The 16,951-nt window shown below is 45.8% G+C and carries 16 protein-coding genes and 1 tRNA gene; 15 read left to right on the top strand and 2 right to left on the bottom strand.

The features are described from left to right. Positions 1 to 68: 68 nt before the first annotated feature. Entirely contained in the window at positions 69 to 410 is a 342-nt protein-coding gene (gene erpA, locus FXV75_RS03495) for an iron-sulfur cluster insertion protein ErpA (protein WP_187424919.1), read from the top strand. 102 nt (positions 411 to 512) lie between these two features. On the opposite strand, the gene FXV75_RS03500 is transcribed toward erpA, so the two are convergent. Together FXV75_RS03500 and FXV75_RS03505 are read right to left on the bottom strand one after the other, a co-directional pair. After that, positions 513 to 1,355 carry a hypothetical protein gene (locus tag FXV75_RS03500; RefSeq protein ID WP_148831198.1) on the bottom strand — a complete coding sequence of 281 codons (843 nt, stop codon included), beginning with the start codon at positions 1,353 to 1,355 and terminating at the stop codon, positions 513 to 515. A gap of 100 nt (positions 1,356 to 1,455) precedes the next feature. Then, positions 1,456 to 1,758, bottom strand: a complete 303-nt coding sequence (locus tag FXV75_RS03505; RefSeq protein ID WP_148831199.1) for a YhbY family RNA-binding protein — start codon at positions 1,756 to 1,758, stop codon at positions 1,456 to 1,458. Between the two features lie 99 nt (positions 1,759 to 1,857). On the opposite strand from FXV75_RS03505, the gene rlmE reads away from it, so the two are divergent. The 14 genes from rlmE to pnp all read left to right on the top strand — a co-directional run bounded on the left by rlmE (position 1,858) and on the right by pnp (position 16,941). Continuing rightward, entirely contained in the window at positions 1,858 to 2,478 is a 621-nt protein-coding gene (gene rlmE, locus FXV75_RS03510) for a 23S rRNA (uridine(2552)-2'-O)-methyltransferase RlmE (RefSeq protein WP_148831200.1), read from the top strand. A 61-nt stretch (positions 2,479 to 2,539) separates the two neighbouring features. After that, entirely contained in the window at positions 2,540 to 4,507 is a 1,968-nt protein-coding gene (gene ftsH, locus FXV75_RS03515; RefSeq protein WP_262368454.1) for an ATP-dependent zinc metalloprotease FtsH, read from the top strand. 32 nt (positions 4,508 to 4,539) lie between these two features. Then, positions 4,540 to 5,373, top strand: coding sequence for a dihydropteroate synthase (gene folP / locus FXV75_RS03520; RefSeq protein ID WP_148831202.1), 834 nt, complete (start codon positions 4,540 to 4,542; stop codon positions 5,371 to 5,373). Beyond that, entirely contained in the window at positions 5,373 to 6,722 is a 1,350-nt protein-coding gene (glmM, locus tag FXV75_RS03525) for a phosphoglucosamine mutase (protein WP_148831203.1), read from the top strand. The genes folP and glmM overlap by 1 nt, the downstream gene beginning before the upstream one ends. A gap of 86 nt (positions 6,723 to 6,808) precedes the next feature. Then, positions 6,809 to 7,558, top strand: coding sequence for a triose-phosphate isomerase (tpiA, locus tag FXV75_RS03530; RefSeq protein ID WP_148831204.1), 750 nt, complete (start codon positions 6,809 to 6,811; stop codon positions 7,556 to 7,558). A gap of 3 nt (positions 7,559 to 7,561) precedes the next feature. Then, on the top strand, positions 7,562 to 7,918 hold the full coding sequence (gene secG, locus FXV75_RS03535) for a preprotein translocase subunit SecG (protein ID WP_148831205.1): 357 nt from the start codon (positions 7,562 to 7,564) through the stop codon (positions 7,916 to 7,918). 57 nt (positions 7,919 to 7,975) lie between these two features. Continuing rightward, positions 7,976 to 8,061, top strand: a tRNA-Leu gene (locus FXV75_RS03540). Between the two features lie 267 nt (positions 8,062 to 8,328). Then, positions 8,329 to 8,790 (top strand): ribosome maturation factor RimP, encoded by a 462-nt coding sequence (rimP, locus tag FXV75_RS03545; RefSeq protein WP_148831206.1) that lies wholly within the window; start codon positions 8,329 to 8,331, stop codon positions 8,788 to 8,790. Between the two features lie 28 nt (positions 8,791 to 8,818). Then, positions 8,819 to 10,309: a transcription termination factor NusA gene (nusA, locus tag FXV75_RS03550; RefSeq protein ID WP_148831207.1), complete on the top strand. Its 1,491-nt coding sequence runs from the start codon at positions 8,819 to 8,821 to the stop codon at positions 10,307 to 10,309. A gap of 26 nt (positions 10,310 to 10,335) precedes the next feature. Next, positions 10,336 to 12,909, top strand: a complete 2,574-nt coding sequence (infB, locus tag FXV75_RS03555; RefSeq protein ID WP_148831208.1) for a translation initiation factor IF-2 — start codon at positions 10,336 to 10,338, stop codon at positions 12,907 to 12,909. Between the two features lie 12 nt (positions 12,910 to 12,921). Continuing rightward, positions 12,922 to 13,311 carry a 30S ribosome-binding factor RbfA gene (gene rbfA / locus FXV75_RS03560; protein ID WP_148831209.1) on the top strand — a complete coding sequence of 130 codons (390 nt, stop codon included), beginning with the start codon at positions 12,922 to 12,924 and terminating at the stop codon, positions 13,309 to 13,311. A 13-nt stretch (positions 13,312 to 13,324) separates the two neighbouring features. Further along, positions 13,325 to 14,251 (top strand): tRNA pseudouridine(55) synthase TruB, encoded by a 927-nt coding sequence (gene truB, locus FXV75_RS03565; RefSeq protein ID WP_148831210.1) that lies wholly within the window; start codon positions 13,325 to 13,327, stop codon positions 14,249 to 14,251. Between the two features lie 111 nt (positions 14,252 to 14,362). Further along, entirely contained in the window at positions 14,363 to 14,632 is a 270-nt protein-coding gene (gene rpsO / locus FXV75_RS03570; RefSeq protein ID WP_012068748.1) for a 30S ribosomal protein S15, read from the top strand. Positions 14,633 to 14,832: 200 nt separating this feature from the next. After that, positions 14,833 to 16,941, top strand: a complete 2,109-nt coding sequence (pnp, locus tag FXV75_RS03575; RefSeq protein WP_148831211.1) for a polyribonucleotide nucleotidyltransferase — start codon at positions 14,833 to 14,835, stop codon at positions 16,939 to 16,941. Positions 16,942 to 16,951: the final 10 nt, after the last annotated feature.

Consider the following 16,951-nt stretch of genomic DNA (forward strand, 5'->3'; position numbering starts at 1 on the left):
CTTGACTAATTTACTCGGATAAGTAGATAATCGAAACATTAAAATAGCGTATTGGTGTTGAAATGAGCATGGTTGAATCGATTGATCCTATTGAGTTTACAGACGCGGCCGCCGCAAAGTTGCAATCATTGATCGTTGAAGAAGAAAACGATCGACTGATGTTACGGGTGTATGTGACGGGAGGGGGCTGTTCTGGTTTTCAATATGGCTTTACCTTTGATGAAGAACATCAGGAAGACGACACAGAAGTTCAGCGTAACGGTGTGACTTTGGTGGTTGACCCATTGAGTTTTCAGTATCTTGTTGGCTCTGAAGTGGATTACAAGGAAAATTTAGAAGGCTCACGCTTTGTTGTACAAAACCCAAATGCCACCTCTACGTGTGGCTGTGGTGCGAGCTTTAGTATTTAGTTTTAAGATTTAGTGCAAAGCCTGTATTGTTCAGGCTGTAAAAAAGCCCTTTGTGTTTGCGCACAAAGGGCTTTTTTTGACTTGAAATAGTACAGAACAGCATTAAGCCTTTGTATTAAGGTTATTTATCTGCTTTTCGCTGTGGTTTTTGCTGATCTGGCTGACGCCGAGCGGTTTGTGGTGGCCCACAAAGAGCAAGCCGATCTGGTGATCGCCTAGCGCGATAGGCGCTAAAAGGGTGTTTTTTACTCGCCAAACTCGCAGTCCATCTATATTAAAAAGTGGGGCTTTTGTGTCTATTGGCTGGGTTTGATGGGCATGCAAATACAGCGGGGACAATTGGTCTGGTTCCCCGTCTTGGTCCAGTAAGATATGGTGATGCGTGAGTTGTCGGTGCAGTACGTCTGGCAGATACGGCGTTCGCAAAGTAGGCAACCAATTTTCTTTTGGCGTGGTGCGAAAAATATCGGGCACTTTTGGTGAGCCATAATGGGGCGAAACCAGTAGCGTCATTTCTATTGGAGGGCCGTAAATGGGTTTGACCGGTATATGGAAGACGAGCGACTTGATTGGCTGTGGTCGTTTTTTTTCTGGTGATAGGTACTCTGAAGCCCTTGTGTCTGGATTCGCGTTAACAGGAGGTACTTGCAAAGACAGAGACCATTCTTTTGAGTCTACATTAAGCTCTTCTGGGGAGAGTAGCTGAACCTTCCCTTCAATAATATGAAGCAATACGTGTTCAACGAGGTTTGCAAAAATGCTAATCGACGCGGTAAGTGGTGTTTTTTCCTTGCTATTAAGGCGGATTTCTTTTACTTGGTGTGCGGCTGTGCTTAGGTCAACAGAATCCTTGTTGCTGACAACAGAACGATATTTTCCCCTCATGAAGGGTTTTTTTTCGTGGGGTTGGGGGCTTGCTTTATTAAGTGCCTCGATAAAAAGCATGGTGCGAATCCTCTATTAACGTTTAAAGGTATCGGCCATGATCTTAAAGAGTTTAGAGATAGCCTGTTTTTTGATCAAAAGGCTATCTCGCTGCTTGGTGTTAACGAAGTAAGTTGGACAGCTTTGGGTTGGCTTGCAGTGCAGCGCGGTAAAAAAGGGCCACTTTGCCGATGGTTTGTACGGTTTCGCATTTCATTATTTTGCTGATTTCTGCGATCAATGCGCTGCGCACTTCGCGATCCATGATGCTGATGCGGATTTTAATCAGTTCGTGATCTTCTAAAGCGCGATCAATTTCGACCAACACTGTTTCGGTTAATCCATTGCCCGCAATCATAACGACTGGGTTAAGTTCGTGTCCGATGTTGCGAAATTGCTTTTTTTGGGCGTTTGTAAGACTCATAGTAAAATTTTCTCATGTTAGTTGATCCTCTTTATTGGAGGCTTAAGAGGTTAAGCGATATTATAGCGGAATATTGACTGATTTAGGTATGATGAAAACGTGGCAAGATCAAAAAGTAGTAATAATTGGATGAAGGAACATTTTGACGATCCGTATGTCAAAAAATCCCAACAAGATGGTTATCGCTCTAGGGCCAGCTACAAGCTCATAGAGATAAACGATAAAGATAAACTGCTTCGTCCGGCGATGCGTATTGTTGATTTGGGTGCGGCGCCTGGAGGGTGGTCCCAGGTGGCGGCTAAATTAGTGGGAGATCATGGGACCGTAGTCGCTTCAGACATTTTAGAAATGGCGCCTTTGCCTGGTGTGCGTTTTGTTCAAGGTGATTTTACCGAACAAGATGTGTATGAGTCTATTTTGACAGAGATAGGCAATGAAAAAGCGGATCTTGTAATTTCAGATATGGCCCCCAATATGAGTGGTAATAGTGCTTCTGATCAGCCACAAGCCATGTATCTCGTAGAGCTTGCTTTGGATATGGCGTCTCAAGTGTTGCGTCCAGGCGGGAATTTTCTGGTTAAAGTGTTTCAAGGAGAGGGGTTTGAAGAGTACCTGAAGGCCATGCGATCTCAATTTGAGTCTGTGGTCACGCGTAAGCCAGATGCGTCACGAGCGAGAAGCCGTGAGGTGTATTTATTAGGAAGACAATACAAAGGTTAACCGGATATGGTTCTGGTACAATAACCAGAGACATTTACAATAACCGTTTAGAGGTGTGCTCTTGAACGATATGATGAAAAATATACTGTTGTGGTTGGTAATTGCAGCCGTATTACTAACTGTGTTTAATAACTTCAATACAGCGCCTGAAACGAACCGAATTTCGTATTCTGAGTTTGTTAAAGAAGTGCAAGATGGGCGTGTCGCAAAAGTGGTTGTAGAAGGTTACACCATCAGCGGAACGCGCAGCAGTGGGGACACATTCGATACTGTTCGACCTGCCGCCGCCGATCCTAAAATTATGGACGACCTGCTTACCAATAATGTCATTGTTGAAGGTAAAATGCCTGAGCAACAAAGTATTTGGACGCAGTTGTTGGTGGCGAGTTTTCCTATTCTTCTTATTCTCGCGATTTTTATGTTTTTTATGCGTCAAATGCAAGGTGGCGGTGGCGGTAAAGGCGGCCCTATGTCTTTTGGTAAATCCAAAGCCCGCCTTTTGCCGGAAGATCAAATTAAAACCACTTTTGCAGACGTGGCGGGGTGTGATGAGGCGAAAGAAGACACTGAGGAATTGGTAGATTTTCTTCGTGAACCGTCTAAATTTCAGCGTCTTGGCGGTAAAATACCTCGTGGTATTTTGATGTGTGGTCCTCCTGGTACAGGTAAGACCTTGCTCGCTAAAGCGATTGCGGGCGAAGCGAAAGTGCCTTTCTTCACTATTTCAGGGTCAGATTTCGTTGAGATGTTTGTGGGTGTTGGTGCGTCTCGTGTGCGCGACATGTTTGAGCAGGCAAAAAAACACGCGCCTTGCATTATCTTTATTGATGAGATTGATGCGGTGGGTCGTAATCGTGGCTCCGGTATGGGGGGCGGTAACGATGAGCGCGAGCAAACGTTAAACCAGTTGCTGGTAGAAATGGATGGCTTTGAAGGTAACGAAGGTATTATCGTGATCGCGGCGACAAACCGTCCGGATGTATTGGACCCTGCCTTGCTTCGTCCAGGTCGTTTTGACCGTCAGGTGCAAGTGGGTCTGCCAGATATTCGTGGTCGCGAGCAGATCTTAAAAGTGCATTTGCGTAAAGTGCCTTGTGATGACGATGTTGAGCCAAAAAATATTGCACGTGGTACGCCAGGTTTCTCAGGTGCTGATTTGGCTAACTTGATTAACGAGGCAGCTTTGTTTGCTGCTCGTTCTAATCGCCGCTTGGTAAATATGGAATTGCTTGAATTGGCGAAAGATAAAATCCTCATGGGCGCTGAGCGTAAGACCATGGTGATGAGCGATAAAGAAAAATTGAACACAGCGTATCATGAGGCGGGCCATACGATTATTGGTTATTTAATGCCTGAACATGACCCTGTATACAAGGTGTCTATTATTCCTCGTGGTCGTGCCTTGGGTGTGACTATGTATTTGCCTGAAGAAGATAAATACAGCATCAGTAAGCGCGGGCTTGAAAGCCAGGTATGCAGTTTGTATGGCGGTCGAATTGCTGAAGAAATGATTCACGGCTTTGATGGGGTTTCTACTGGTGCTTCCAATGACATCGAGCGAGCTACTAGTATTGCACGCAACATGGTCACAAAATGGGGGTTATCTGAGAAACTGGGTCCCTTTGCTTATGAAGAGGACGACAATAGCGGAAGCTTTATATCGGGTCCTACTGGCAGTAAGTCGAACTATTTTTCACCTGAAACCGGTAAAATTATTGACTCTGAAGTTCAGGACATTATCAGTCGTTGTTACAAAACAGCGACCACTGTGTTGGAAGAGAATAGAGCCAAATTAGACGTTATGGCGGAGGCATTGATGCAATATGAGACGATTGATGCCAAGCAAATTAAAGAAATTATGGACGGCAATAAGCCTTCTGCTCCTGAAGGCTGGTCTGATCCTAGTGCGAATGCGCCGAAGGATGAAGGGTCTGCTCCTGAAGCTGATGTTTCTTCACACCAGGCCAGTGACACTGTGGATGAGTCAGCTGATACGCTAAATCAAGCGCCAAAGCCAACAGGCGAATAACGTGCGCTGCTAATGATTCATAGGGTTGTTTCATGTCGTTAATGTTATTTGGGGACAAGTCGTTAGACTTGTCCCTTCCTCATGTTATGGGGATACTCAATGTTACCCCTGATTCTTTCTCTGATGGTGGTGCTTTTAACTCCCTTGAATTGGCGTTGCGACAAGCAGAGCGAATGATTCAAGAAGGCGCTAGTTTAATCGATGTAGGTGGTGAGTCTACTCGGCCAGGCGCTGCCCCAGTGACTATTGAGCAAGAAGTCGATCGAGTTTTACCCGTAGTTGAAGCGATAAAAAAACGCTTCGATATTGTCGTGTCTGTTGATACTAGTACGGCAGAGGTGATGCGCGGTGCGGCTGCATTAGGTGCTGGCTTAGTTAATGATGTGCGAGCGCTTGAGCGAGAAGGCGCTTTGTTAGCTGCGGCTGACACTGGTTTGCCTGTCTGTCTGATGCACATGAAAGGTGGGCCGCAAACAATGCAAGTCCAACCATCTTATGTCGATGTGGTGGATGAGGTTGCAGGTTATTTATTGTCAAGGGCGGCTGAGTGTGAGTTGGCTGGCATTGACCGTTCGCGGATCATCCTTGATCCAGGTATTGGTTTTGGTAAGACGTTGGAACACAACCTGTCTTTGCTACGCAATACGGCGGTGTTCAGATCGTATGGTTTCGACGTCTTGATGGGGCTTTCCAGAAAGGCCATGATAGGTGAAGTATTGGGGTTGCCCGTTGAAGAGCGTCTTTACGGTACTATGGGGGCCAATGCGTCCGCTTACCTAAAGGGGGCTCGTATTTTTAGAGTTCATGATGTTAGGCCGCATGTTGATATGTTGGCGTTGATGTCTCGTATTGAGAGAGAAGAGTGATGCGCAAGTATTTTGGGACAGATGGTATTCGTGGCAAAGTCGGAACGACACCGATAACGCCGGAATTTATGTTAAAGCTTGGTTGGGCAGCGGGCCAAGTGTTTAAGGAAAACGACAAGAAAATACTGATTGGTAAGGATACTCGCATTTCTGGCTACATGTTTGAGTCAGCTCTTGAGTCTGGCATCGTGGCGGCTGGGGCGGATGTTCGTCTGGTTGGTCCGATGCCAACGCCAGCGATTGCTTACCTTACTCGAACATTTCGGGCGAGTGCAGGCATTGTTATCAGTGCGTCGCACAACCCCTATACTGATAATGGCATAAAGTTTTTTTCTGCTGATGGGGGAAAAATATCCGATGAGATAGAAGAGCGCATCGAGTATTTTCTTGAGCAGCCTATGGAAGTAGTTGAATCCAGTTTAATCGGCCGCGCGAAACGTATTGACGATGCGGCGGGCCGTTATATTGAGTATTGCAAAGGAACATTCCCTATTGGGTTACAGTTGAGCGGTCTTAAGATTGTTGTGGATTGCGCGGATGGCGCTACCTATCACGTTGCTCCGCGTGTTTTTTCTGAGCTGGGTGCTGAGGTTGTTTCGATAGGTGTTAATCCTGATGGCTTGAATATTAATGAATTTAGTGGCGCGACCAAGCCTGAATTGCTGCGCAAAAATGTATTGGCCGAAGAGGCAGACCTTGGTATTGCATTGGATGGTGATGGTGATCGCTTAATCTTAGTTGATCGCCACGGTGTGGTGCGCGATGGTGATGATATTTTGTTTATTATTGCGAATCATTTGATGCGAACTGGCCGTTTTAGTGGTGGGGTTGTAGGCACTTTGATGAGTAATTTTGGTTTAGAGTTGGCTTTTTCTGAGACAGGGATTGGCTTTAGTCGTGCCGCCGTGGGTGATCGCTATGTTAATGAAAAGCTAATGCAGCATGGCTGGGTGTTAGGTGGTGAACCTTCAGGTCACATTGTTTGTCGCTCTATTACAACAACAGGGGACGGTATTATTGCGGCGCTACAGGTACTTAGGGCAATGGTTGAGGAAGGTAAAACACTGGATGAGCTTTTGGTGGGTTTGGTTAAATTCCCACAAAAGTTAAAAAATATCCGTGTTGCTAAGCGTTTTGTGCCGAATGAAGAGCCTGCTTTACAAAAAGCGATCGCGGTTGCAAATGAGCGTTTGAATGGTCTTGGTCGCGTGTTGTTAAGAGCGTCTGGTACGGAGCCCCTGATTCGTGTCATGGTTGAGGGGCGTGATCATGAAACTGTTGATGAGCTGGTTGATTACCTGGTAGAAGAGGTTAAATCTGTTGTTTCAGCGAAAGTGAATGGCCAATGAAAACTTTGTGTGTGGTTTGATAATAAATACTTGAAACAAACGCGCCCATTCCATAGAATAGGCGCCTCGAATTTAGGGGTTAGAATATGATTCGTCAAAAAATAGTAGCGGGTAACTGGAAAATGAATGGCTCATCAGAGTCGATTGTTTCACTGATTAGCGGACTATTGGAGATAGAGAGTTCTAGCGCCGAAGTGGTTATTGCACCATCGTTTCCTTATTTTTCTAAAGTTAATGATCTGATACAAGGCAGCGCTCTTGTGTTAGCGGCTCAAAACGTAAGTGAAAAAACATCAGGGGCTTATACTGGTGAAGTGTCTACTTCCATGTTAAGCGACTTTGGTGTCAAGTATGTTTTAATTGGGCACTCTGAACGTCGTTCATTGTATGGTGAGACAGATCAGCTTGTTGCCTCGAAAGTGAAAGCAGTGTTGGCGTCTGGATTGGCTCCTATGTTGTGTATCGGCGAGACCTTGTCAGAGCGTGAAGCAGGCAAGACAATCGAAGTGTGCGAGCGTCAGCTTCGTGCTGTGATTGATGAAATTGGTATTGCGTTGTTTGAGCAGGTGGTCATAGCATACGAGCCTGTTTGGGCAATTGGAACAGGGTTGTCTGCGAGTGCAGATCAGGCGCAAGAGGTTCATCGGTCAATTAGAGCTTATTTGGCTGCGTTGTCAGAGTCTGTATCTCAGAAAGTTCAGATTTTGTATGGCGGAAGTGTTAAGGCATCATCCAGCTCGGCATTGTTTCAAATGCCTGATGTAGATGGTGCTCTTGTTGGTGGTGCATCACTTGATGCAAAAGAATTTATAGCAATCGTAAAAACAGCAGGTTAATTGATGGAAGCACTTATTTTGGTTTTGCATGTACTAGCGGCAGTAGCTATTATTGCGTTGGTTTTGTTGCAGCAAGGCAAGGGTGCGGATGCGGGTGCCTCTTTTGGTGGTGGTGCGTCTCAAACAGTATTTGGCGGTCAAGGTAGTGGTAGCTTTTTTGGGAAAATGACAGCCGTTTTTGCATTGGTGTTTTTTCTGACAAGTTTTGGCTTAGCGTTTTTTGCTAGTGAGCAAGCAAAAGGTGTTTCTGGGTCGCTGGATTTTGTTCCTTCAGCGTCTCAAGTTGACGATGGTGCAGGCTTGCCTGATCTAGGTGTTGTGAAGAAAACAACGACTTCTGATTTGCCTGTTACTGAATAGTTTAAAGTGCCGAATGAATAAGGTGCTGTTAGATTAAAGTGTTTTTTAAAAAGTTTTGCGGATGTGGCGGAATTGGTAGACGCGCCACCTTGAGGGGGTGGTGAGCTATGCTCGTGGGGGTTCGAGTCCCCCCATCCGCACCAATCTTGAATAGTTGCTAATCTTTGTGTATAGTGACGACATAGCTATTTAGGTCCTTGGTTTTATTGCCAACGATCTTGCGTATTTAGTGTCAGGATTGATGCCCTTCCTTGGAAGGATGTTTACTCATTGTTATCTGAGTGACGTATAAAAGGCCCCTAAATGGGGTTTTTTATTATCTGAACTCTGCACTGTTTACAAATAAAATGGGCCTTGAGCCCGTTTTTTGTTTCTACGTTTTATAAAAAATTAGTTTTCGGAGAAAACGATTGTCAGCAAAATATACGATTTTAGAAGAACTTATTCGGCCAGTCGTTGAAGGTTTAGGATTTGAGTTCTGGGGGATGGAGTATTTATCGCTAGGTAAAGATTCTGTACTTCGTATTTATATAGAAACCGATGACGAAAAAGGCATAGATGTAGAAGACTGTGTTCAAGTTAGTCGTCAGGTGAGTGCCATTTTAGATGTTGAGGATCCTATTACAGGCGAATATAACCTAGAGGTGTCGTCGCCTGGATTAGAACGCCCTTTGTTTGGACTGGCTCATTATCAAGCATACATTGGATCTATCGTTTCTTTGCGTTTACGCGTGCCTTTTGATGGTCGTCGTAAGTTTAAAGGGCAACTAATGGGGATCGAAAACGAAGACGTTGTTATTCGTGTCGATCAAGAAGAATACTTGTTGCCTATCGATTTGATCGATAAAGCAAATGTTGTTCCGCAATTTTAAATATTTACCTTGAAGAGAGGCTAAAAGGATGAGCAAAGAAATTCTTTTGGTAGTAGAGGCCGTATCCAACGAGAAAGATGTTTCGAAGCAAGTTATTTTCGAAGCCGTTGAGATCGCCTTAGCGAGTGCTGCCAAACGCCGTTTTGAAGAAGACGCATTAATTCGTGTTTCTATTGATCAGCGTACCGGCGATTATAAAACTTACCGACAGTGGAATATTGTGGCAGATGAAGACTACTCTGCCCCCGCTTATGAACTCACCATAGACGATTCTGAAGAACAAAATCTAGGTGTGGCGATCGGCGAAATTTACGAAGAAGAAGTTGAGTCGGAAGTGTTTGGCCGTATTGCAGCGCAAACGGCTAAGCAAGTGATTGTTCAGAAGGTTCGTGAAGCTGAGCGCGCTAAGATGGTGGCCTTGTATACTGAGAAAGTCGGTAAGCTTGTGCATGGTCAAGTCAAGAAAGTGACTCGTGATAGCTTGATTGTTGATCTTGGTGAGAATGCGGAAGCGTCTTTACCAAAAGATCAGTTAATTGCTCGTGAAAGTTTCAGAATGAATGATCGTATCCGCGCTTTGTTGCTTGAGATTCGTGAAGACAGTCGCGGTGCGCAATTGATTCTTTCACGTAACGCGCCCGCGTTCATGATCGAATTGTTTCGTCTAGAAGTGCCAGAAATCGCTGAGGAAGTCATCGACATTCGCGGTGCGGCTCGTGATCCGGGTTTGCGTGCCAAGATCGCTGTTAAAACAAACGACCGTCGCATTGATCCTATCGGTGCGTGTGTTGGGATGCGTGGTGCACGTGTGCAAGCTGTATCTAACGAGATGAATGGCGAGCGTGTGGACATTGTTCTTTGGGATGATAATCCGGCACAGCTTGTTATCAACGCTATGGCCCCAGCGGAAGTGGATTCTATCGTAATCGATGAGGATGCGCATTCAATGGATGTGGCGGTTAAGAGCGATAACTTAGCACAGGCGATTGGTCGTAACGGGCAAAATGTTCGTTTGGCATCTACGTTGACGGGGTGGTCTTTAAATGTAATGACCAGTGAAGACGCGGAAGCCAAGCAGCAAGAGGAATCTCAGAAACTGATTGATATTTTTGTTGCAGGCTTAGACATTGACGATGATTTAGCCATTCAGATGGTTGATGAAGGGTTTACTTCTCTTGAAGAGATCGCTTACATCCCAATGGAAGAAATGCTAGATATTGATGGATTTGATGAAGATTTAGTAAACGAGCTGCGTTCAAGAGCAAAAGAAGCTTTATTAAATCAGGCGCTTCAAGCTGAAGAGCAGTTAGATGGCGCTAAACCAGCGGCTGACTTGTTGGCTATGGACGGGATGGATAACCATCTTGCTCTAGTGCTTGCTTCTATGGGGGTTGTCACTATGGAAGATTTGGCCGAGCAGTCTGTTGATGAATTGCTTGAAGTTGAAGGTATGACTGAAGCTCGTGCGGGAAGTCTAATATTGACTGCTCGTGCTCCTTGGTTTGCTGAATCTGAATAAAATCTGAGTACATAAGGGGGAACTTAATGACAGTTCAAACCGTAAAGATACTATCCGAGCTGGTCGAAACACCGGTCGATAAGCTACTAACTCAGATGAAGGACGCTGGTTTGCCTCAAACAAGAGCAGACCAAGAAGTTTCTGAAGTTGAAAAGCAGACATTGTTAACGCATTTGAAGCGCCAGCACGGTGATGACGCTGGCAATAGCCAACGCATTACTTTGCAGCGTAAGACCACGAGTACTTTATCTCGCGGTGACGGCGGTAAAGCCGTTAATGTCGCCGTCAAGAAAAAGCGGACTTATGTTAAACGCGATGACGGTGATGCAGAAGCGCAAAAACAAGAAGAATTGCTGGCCAAACGCCTCGAAGAAGAGCAAGCGCGCTTGTTAGAAGAGAAAGTGCGAGTAGAAGCAGAGCGCAAGCAACAAGAAGAGAAGGCAGCAAAGGCGAAAGCTGAAGCTGAAGAAAAAGCGCGTCAAGAAGCAGCGGTTACACCAGCCGTCGCAGATGCTGGCGCGGTCAATGATACGGAGCACTATGTTTCCGATACAGGAGCGGCAGAACCCGTGGAATCACCGAAGCCTAAAGCGTCGAAAAAAGTCTCTCAACCAGCGATGGACAATAAAAAGTCAACGGTTGCACCGAAAGGTAAAAAAGGTCCAGTGAGACATGAGAGTAACAACGACAAAGACAAGCCCCGTGGGCGTGTCAATCCAGACAACAAACGCACTGCACGTGTGAATGTTAACGACGAAGATGAGTTTACCCGTCGTGGCAAATTGGGTCGTAAAAACAAGAAGCAATCTAAACAAGAGCATGGTTTCCAAAAGCCAACGGCGAAAATGATCCACGAAGTAGCGCTTCCAGAGAGTATTACCGTCGCAGAGCTTGCTGAAAAAATGGCCGTGAAAGGCGCGGAAGTGATTAAGATCATGTTTAAAATGGGCGCTATGGCGACCATTAACCAAACGATTGATCGTGATACTGCAACGTTAGTGGTTGAAGAAATGGGCCATACCGCCAAGTTTATTGATGAGAATGCCGTTGAAAACGACATGATCGAAGCGATTGACTACCAAGGTGAAGCGATTAAGCGCGCGCCAGTTGTTACGGTAATGGGTCACGTTGACCATGGTAAGACGTCTTTGTTGGATTACATTCGTACAACACGTGTGGCGGCTGGTGAGTCTGGTGGTATTACCCAGCACATTGGCGCTTACCACGTTGAAACGCCACACGGCATGATCAGCTTCCTTGATACACCTGGACACGCGGCTTTTACGTCTATGCGAGCTCGTGGTGCCAAAGCAACTGACATTGTTATACTTGTGTGTGCGGCAGACGATGGCGTGATGCCACAAACTATTGAAGCGATTCAGCACGCTCGTGCGGCTGGCGTTCCTATGGTTGTTGCGATGACTAAGATCGACAAAGAAGGCGCCGACATTGATCGTGTTAAAAACGAATTGGTGGCTCAAGAAGTTGTGCCTGAAGAATGGGGTGGTGACATTCAGTTCGTCGGTGTTTCAGCTAAGTCTGGTGAGGGTATTGAAGCCTTATTAGAAGCTGTTTTGCTTCAAGCAGAAGTACTTGAGTTGACGGCAGTTCCAAGTGCGCCAGGTAAGGGTGTTGTCGTTGAAGCCCGTCTTGATCGTGGACGTGGTTCAGTGGCAACCTTGCTTGTACAAAACGGCACTTTGAAGAAAGGCGATATCGTTTTGGCTGGCCTTCAAATGGGTCGTGTACGTGCTTTGTTGGACGAAACAGGCAAGGCGATCAATTCAGCGGGTCCTTCTATTCCTGTTGAGATCCTTGGTTTGGACGGTACGCCTGAAGCCGGTGAAGAGTTTATCGTGGTTGCTGATGAGCGCAAAGCGCGTGAAGTAGCCAACTTCCGTCAAGGCAAATACCGTGAAGTCCGCTTTGCCCGCCAACATACGGCTAAATTAGAGAACCTGTTCTCTGAAATGGGTAAAGATGAAGTTCGTACGTTAAATGTTGTATTGAAAGCGGATGTTCGTGGTTCTCTTGAAGCCTTGATTAAATCGTTGACCGATTTGAATACGGATGAAGTGAAAGTAAACGTCGTATCAAGCGGTGTGGGTGGTATTACTGAGACAGACGCTACATTAGCGTTGGCCTCTGATGCGGTCATCTTTGGCTTCAACGTACGTGCTGATACGTCTGCTAAGCAGTTCATTGAGCGCGAAAGTATCGATCTTCGTTACTACAGCATCATCTATAATATCATCGACGACGTGAAATCTGCCTTGTCTGGTATGTTGTCTCCAGATCTTCGTGAAGACATTAAAGGGACCGCAGAAGTACGTGATATCTTCCGTTCACCTAAGTTTGGCTTGGTTGCTGGCTGTATGGTTATCGAAGGTACGGTCTATCGTAGTAAGCAGATTCGCGTATTACGCGATGATGTGGTTATTTACGAAGGTGAGCTTGAATCGTTGCGTCGTTTTAAAGATGCAGTGAGCGAAGTAAGCCGTGGCATGGAATGTGGTATCGGTGTGAAGAATTACAACGATGTCAAAGTAGGCGATAAGATCGAGGTTTTTGAAACCGTCGAAGTAGCGCGTACGCTTTAATAAGGCAAAATCATGGCAGGCGAATTTAGTCGTACTAGTCGGATTGGTGACCAGCTCCAAAAGGAGCTGGCGTCTTTAATCCAGTTTGAAGTAAAAGACCCTCGTTTAGGGTTGGTTACGGTCAACGAAGTGCGTGTAGCAAAAGATTTAGGCTATGCGGATATTTATTACACCGTATTAGGTAAAGACGATCAGCCGGAAGTTCTGGCTGAAAATCAAGCGGCACTGGACAGCGCCAAAGGTTTTTTGCGTCGTCGTTTAGCAAAAGAAGTAAAGCTACGTGTCATGCCGCATTTGCGCTTTCACTATGATCAGAGTGTGGTCAATGGTTCGCGGATGTCGACTTTAATTGACGAAGCGATTCGTGATGATGAGACGAAAAACGGTATCGAAGGCGAGTAGTAGATAGGTTTGTATGGCTAAGGCAAAATGGCGTTCGGTAGACGGTATTGTTCTATTGAATAAGCCGATAGGGTTAAGTTCAAATCAAGCTTTGCAACGCGTTCGCCGCCTGTATCAGGCGGCCAAAGCGGGGCACACCGGCGCACTTGATCCACTGGCCACAGGAATGTTGCCATTGTGTCTTGGTGATGCGACTAAGTTTTCTCAGTACCTGTTGGATGCGGATAAGCGTTATCTGACCTGCATTCAATTAGGGAAAAGAACCACTACAGGTGATCGAGAAGGGGAGGTGTTGACGCAAGAGTCGATACCTTTACTGACCGATGAGGCGCTGAACGTTATCTTAGATCGCTTTCGTGGCGAAATAGAGCAAATTCCCCCCATGTATTCTGCGTTGAAGCATGAAGGTAAACCTTTGTATGAATACGCACGTCAAGGGATCGTTATTGAGCGTAAGCGTCGTCGTGTGACTGTTTCGAATTTGACCTTGGTTTCTCGAACCGAAGAGTCGTTAACCCTCGATATTCAGTGCTCTAAAGGCACTTATATTCGTACCATTGGTGAGGATATTGGCGAGGCACTGGGTTGTGGGGCGCACTTGCATTCGCTGCATCGTATTTCAACGGCAGGCTATCTGCCTGAAAATATGATGTCGTTGGAAGAGTTTGAAGCGATTGCTGAGCAAGGTTATGAGGCGCTAGATTCTCATCTTATCTCAATGGATACGGCGGTTGAGCACTTTATCAAAGTGGATTTACCTGAGGTAGATACGCTGGATATGATGTTTGGCCGAACAGTACACAGTCCAATGGCCTTAGAAAACGACACCGTCGTCAGAATGTTTGATTCTGGTACTCAGCGTTTCTTAGGGCTTGGGCAAGTAAAAGGGGCGTTTTTGCGGCCTTATCGGTTGGTAAATACCAGTGAGTTCTCATTATAAATAGCAGTGAGTTCTGTGAAAAAAAATGGTAAACTTGTTGGCCTAGGATGACTGAAAATATGCTCGGCTATCCTTTACTTTTAATAGCATATTAATTTGGAGATTAAGATTATGGCATTGTCTGCAGAATCAAAAGCAGCGTTGGTAAAAGAGTTTCAAGTAGCGGAAGGCGACACAGGTTCTCCTGAAGTTCAAGTAGCATTGTTGACTAAGAACATCGAAGGTCTTCAAGGTCACTTTAAAGCTCATATCCACGACCATCATTCTCGTCGCGGTCTAATCCGCATGGTAAACCAGCGTCGTAAATTGTTGGATTACCTTAAGCGTAAAGATGCAGCTCGTTACACTAGTTTGATCAAAAAACTAGGTCTACGTCGCTAAGACTGAGAAAGGGCCATAAATTATTATGGCCCTTTTTTTATTGCACTCCCAAGGGACAGCCTGTACTTCATATGCGCTTTTTCTTTTCACAGGTTAGATAACAATCAACAACCTAACGATGAGAGGTTTAAGAGTCCATATGAGTACTGGCTTAAAAAGAGGTCTTTGGGAGAAGAATTTTTTAACCAAAAGGAATACGTGTGAGTATTACGACAAAAACTTTCCAGTTCGGTAACGATACCGTAACACTAGAAACCGGCCGCATCGCTCGTCAAGCAACGGGCGCGGTTCTTTGTACTATTGGTGATGCACAAGTATTGGCGACTGTTGTCGGTGCAAAATCGGCTAAACCAGGTCAAGATTTCTTCCCATTATCCGTTCATTACCAAGAGCGTGCTTATGCGGTTGGTAAAATTCCTGGTGGCTTCTTGAAGCGTGAAGGTCGTCCTTCTGAAAAAGAAACCCTAACTTCGCGTCTTATTGACCGTCCAATTCGTCCATTGTTTCCAAAGGGTTACATGAATGAAGTTCAGGTTGTTTGTATGGTTATGTCTACCAATACGAACTTGGACGCAGATATTGCGGCTATGTTGGCAACGTCTGCTGCCTTGACGATTTCTGGTATTCCATTCAATGGTCCTATCGGTGCAGCACGCGTTGGCTTTAACGACGAATCTGGTTACGTTCTTAACCCAAGCTATTCTGATTTAGAAGGTTCTTTGCTAGACATGGTCGTTGCGGGCACGAAAGACGCCGTTTTGATGGTTGAGTCAGAAGCCCAAGAGCTTACCGAAGACGAAATGTTAGGTGCGGTACTTTACGCACACAAAGAAATGCAATCGGCTATTTCTGCAATTACAGAATTCGCCGCTGAGTGTGCTAAACCTCGCTGGGAATGGGAAGCAGAAGCCGTAAATGTTACCTTGACTGAAGCGCTAGCCACAGGCTACGCGGCTCAAATCGCAGAAGCATACGGCATCAGTGAAAAAATGGCTCGCTACGCGAAACTAGGCGAAGTGCGCTCTGCAGCGGTTGCTGCATTGGCGACTGAAGAAAGTGAATTCTCTGAAGCGGATGTAACCGGTGCTTTTGCGAAACTTGAGAAACGTACGGTACGTCGTCGTGTTATCGATGGTCAGCCACGTATCGATGGTCGTGATAACAAAACCGTGCGTCCCATCAACGTTGAAGTCGGCCTGTTGAGCAAAACTCACGGCTCGGCTTTGTTTACACGTGGTGAAACTCAGGCGATTGCGACTTGTACGTTAGGTACCAGCCGTGATGCTCAAATGTCTGATGGTCTGACTGGCGAAAGTAAAGACAGCTTCATGTTGCACTACAACTTCCCTCCCTACTCTGTGGGTGAGTGTGGTCGCATGGGTGGCGTTGGTCGTCGTGAAATCGGCCATGGTCGTCTAGCTCGTCGTGGTGTTCAAGCAGTATTGCCATCTGAAGATGAATTCCCATACACCATTCGTATCGTCTCTGAGATCACTGAATCAAACGGTTCAAGTTCAATGGCGTCTGTTTGTGGTGCTTCTTTGGCGATGATGGACGCGGGTGTTCCTTTGAAAGCGCCAGTTGCGGGTATCGCAATGGGTCTGATCAAAGAAGACGACGGTTTTGCAGTATTAACAGATATCTTGGGTGACGAAGATCATCTTGGCGACATGGACTTTAAAGTGGCGGGTACCGAAGAAGGTATCACAGCACTGCAAATGGACATTAAGATCGAAGGTATCAATGAAGAAATCATGGATATCGCCCTAAGCCAAGCGATGGAAGCGCGTAAGCATATACTTCGCGAAATGGCTCAGGTCATTGGTTATGCTCGCCCAGAAGTGTCTCCAAACGCGCCTTCTATGGCAACGATTAAGATTGATCCTGAAAAAATCCGTGACGTTATCGGCAAAGGTGGCGCGATGATTCGTTCCATTACGGAGCAAACCGGTGCGTCTATTGATCTTGACGACGACGGTACGGTTCGCATTTACGCAGCAGACAAAGCGTCTTCTGATGCGGCGCTGTTGAAAATTCATGAAATTACAGCGGAAGCCGAAGTGGATAAACTTTACAAAGGTAAAGTGGTTCGTCTTGCTGAGTTTGGTGCCTTTGTTAATATTTTACCTGGAAAAGATGGTTTGGTTCACATTTCTCAGATCGCTGAAGAGCGTATCCGTGCTGTGACTGACTTCCTTTCAGAAGGTCAAGATGTCATCGTTAAAGTATTAGACGTGGATGCGCGTGGCCGCATTAAGCTATCTATGAAAGACGTTACAGAAGAAGAAAAAGCGTCTTATACTGAGTGATTTTCTGGTG

The sequence above is a fragment of the Marinomonas sp. IMCC 4694 genome (assembly GCF_008122525.1).
GTDB lineage: Bacteria > Pseudomonadota > Gammaproteobacteria > Pseudomonadales > Marinomonadaceae > Marinomonas.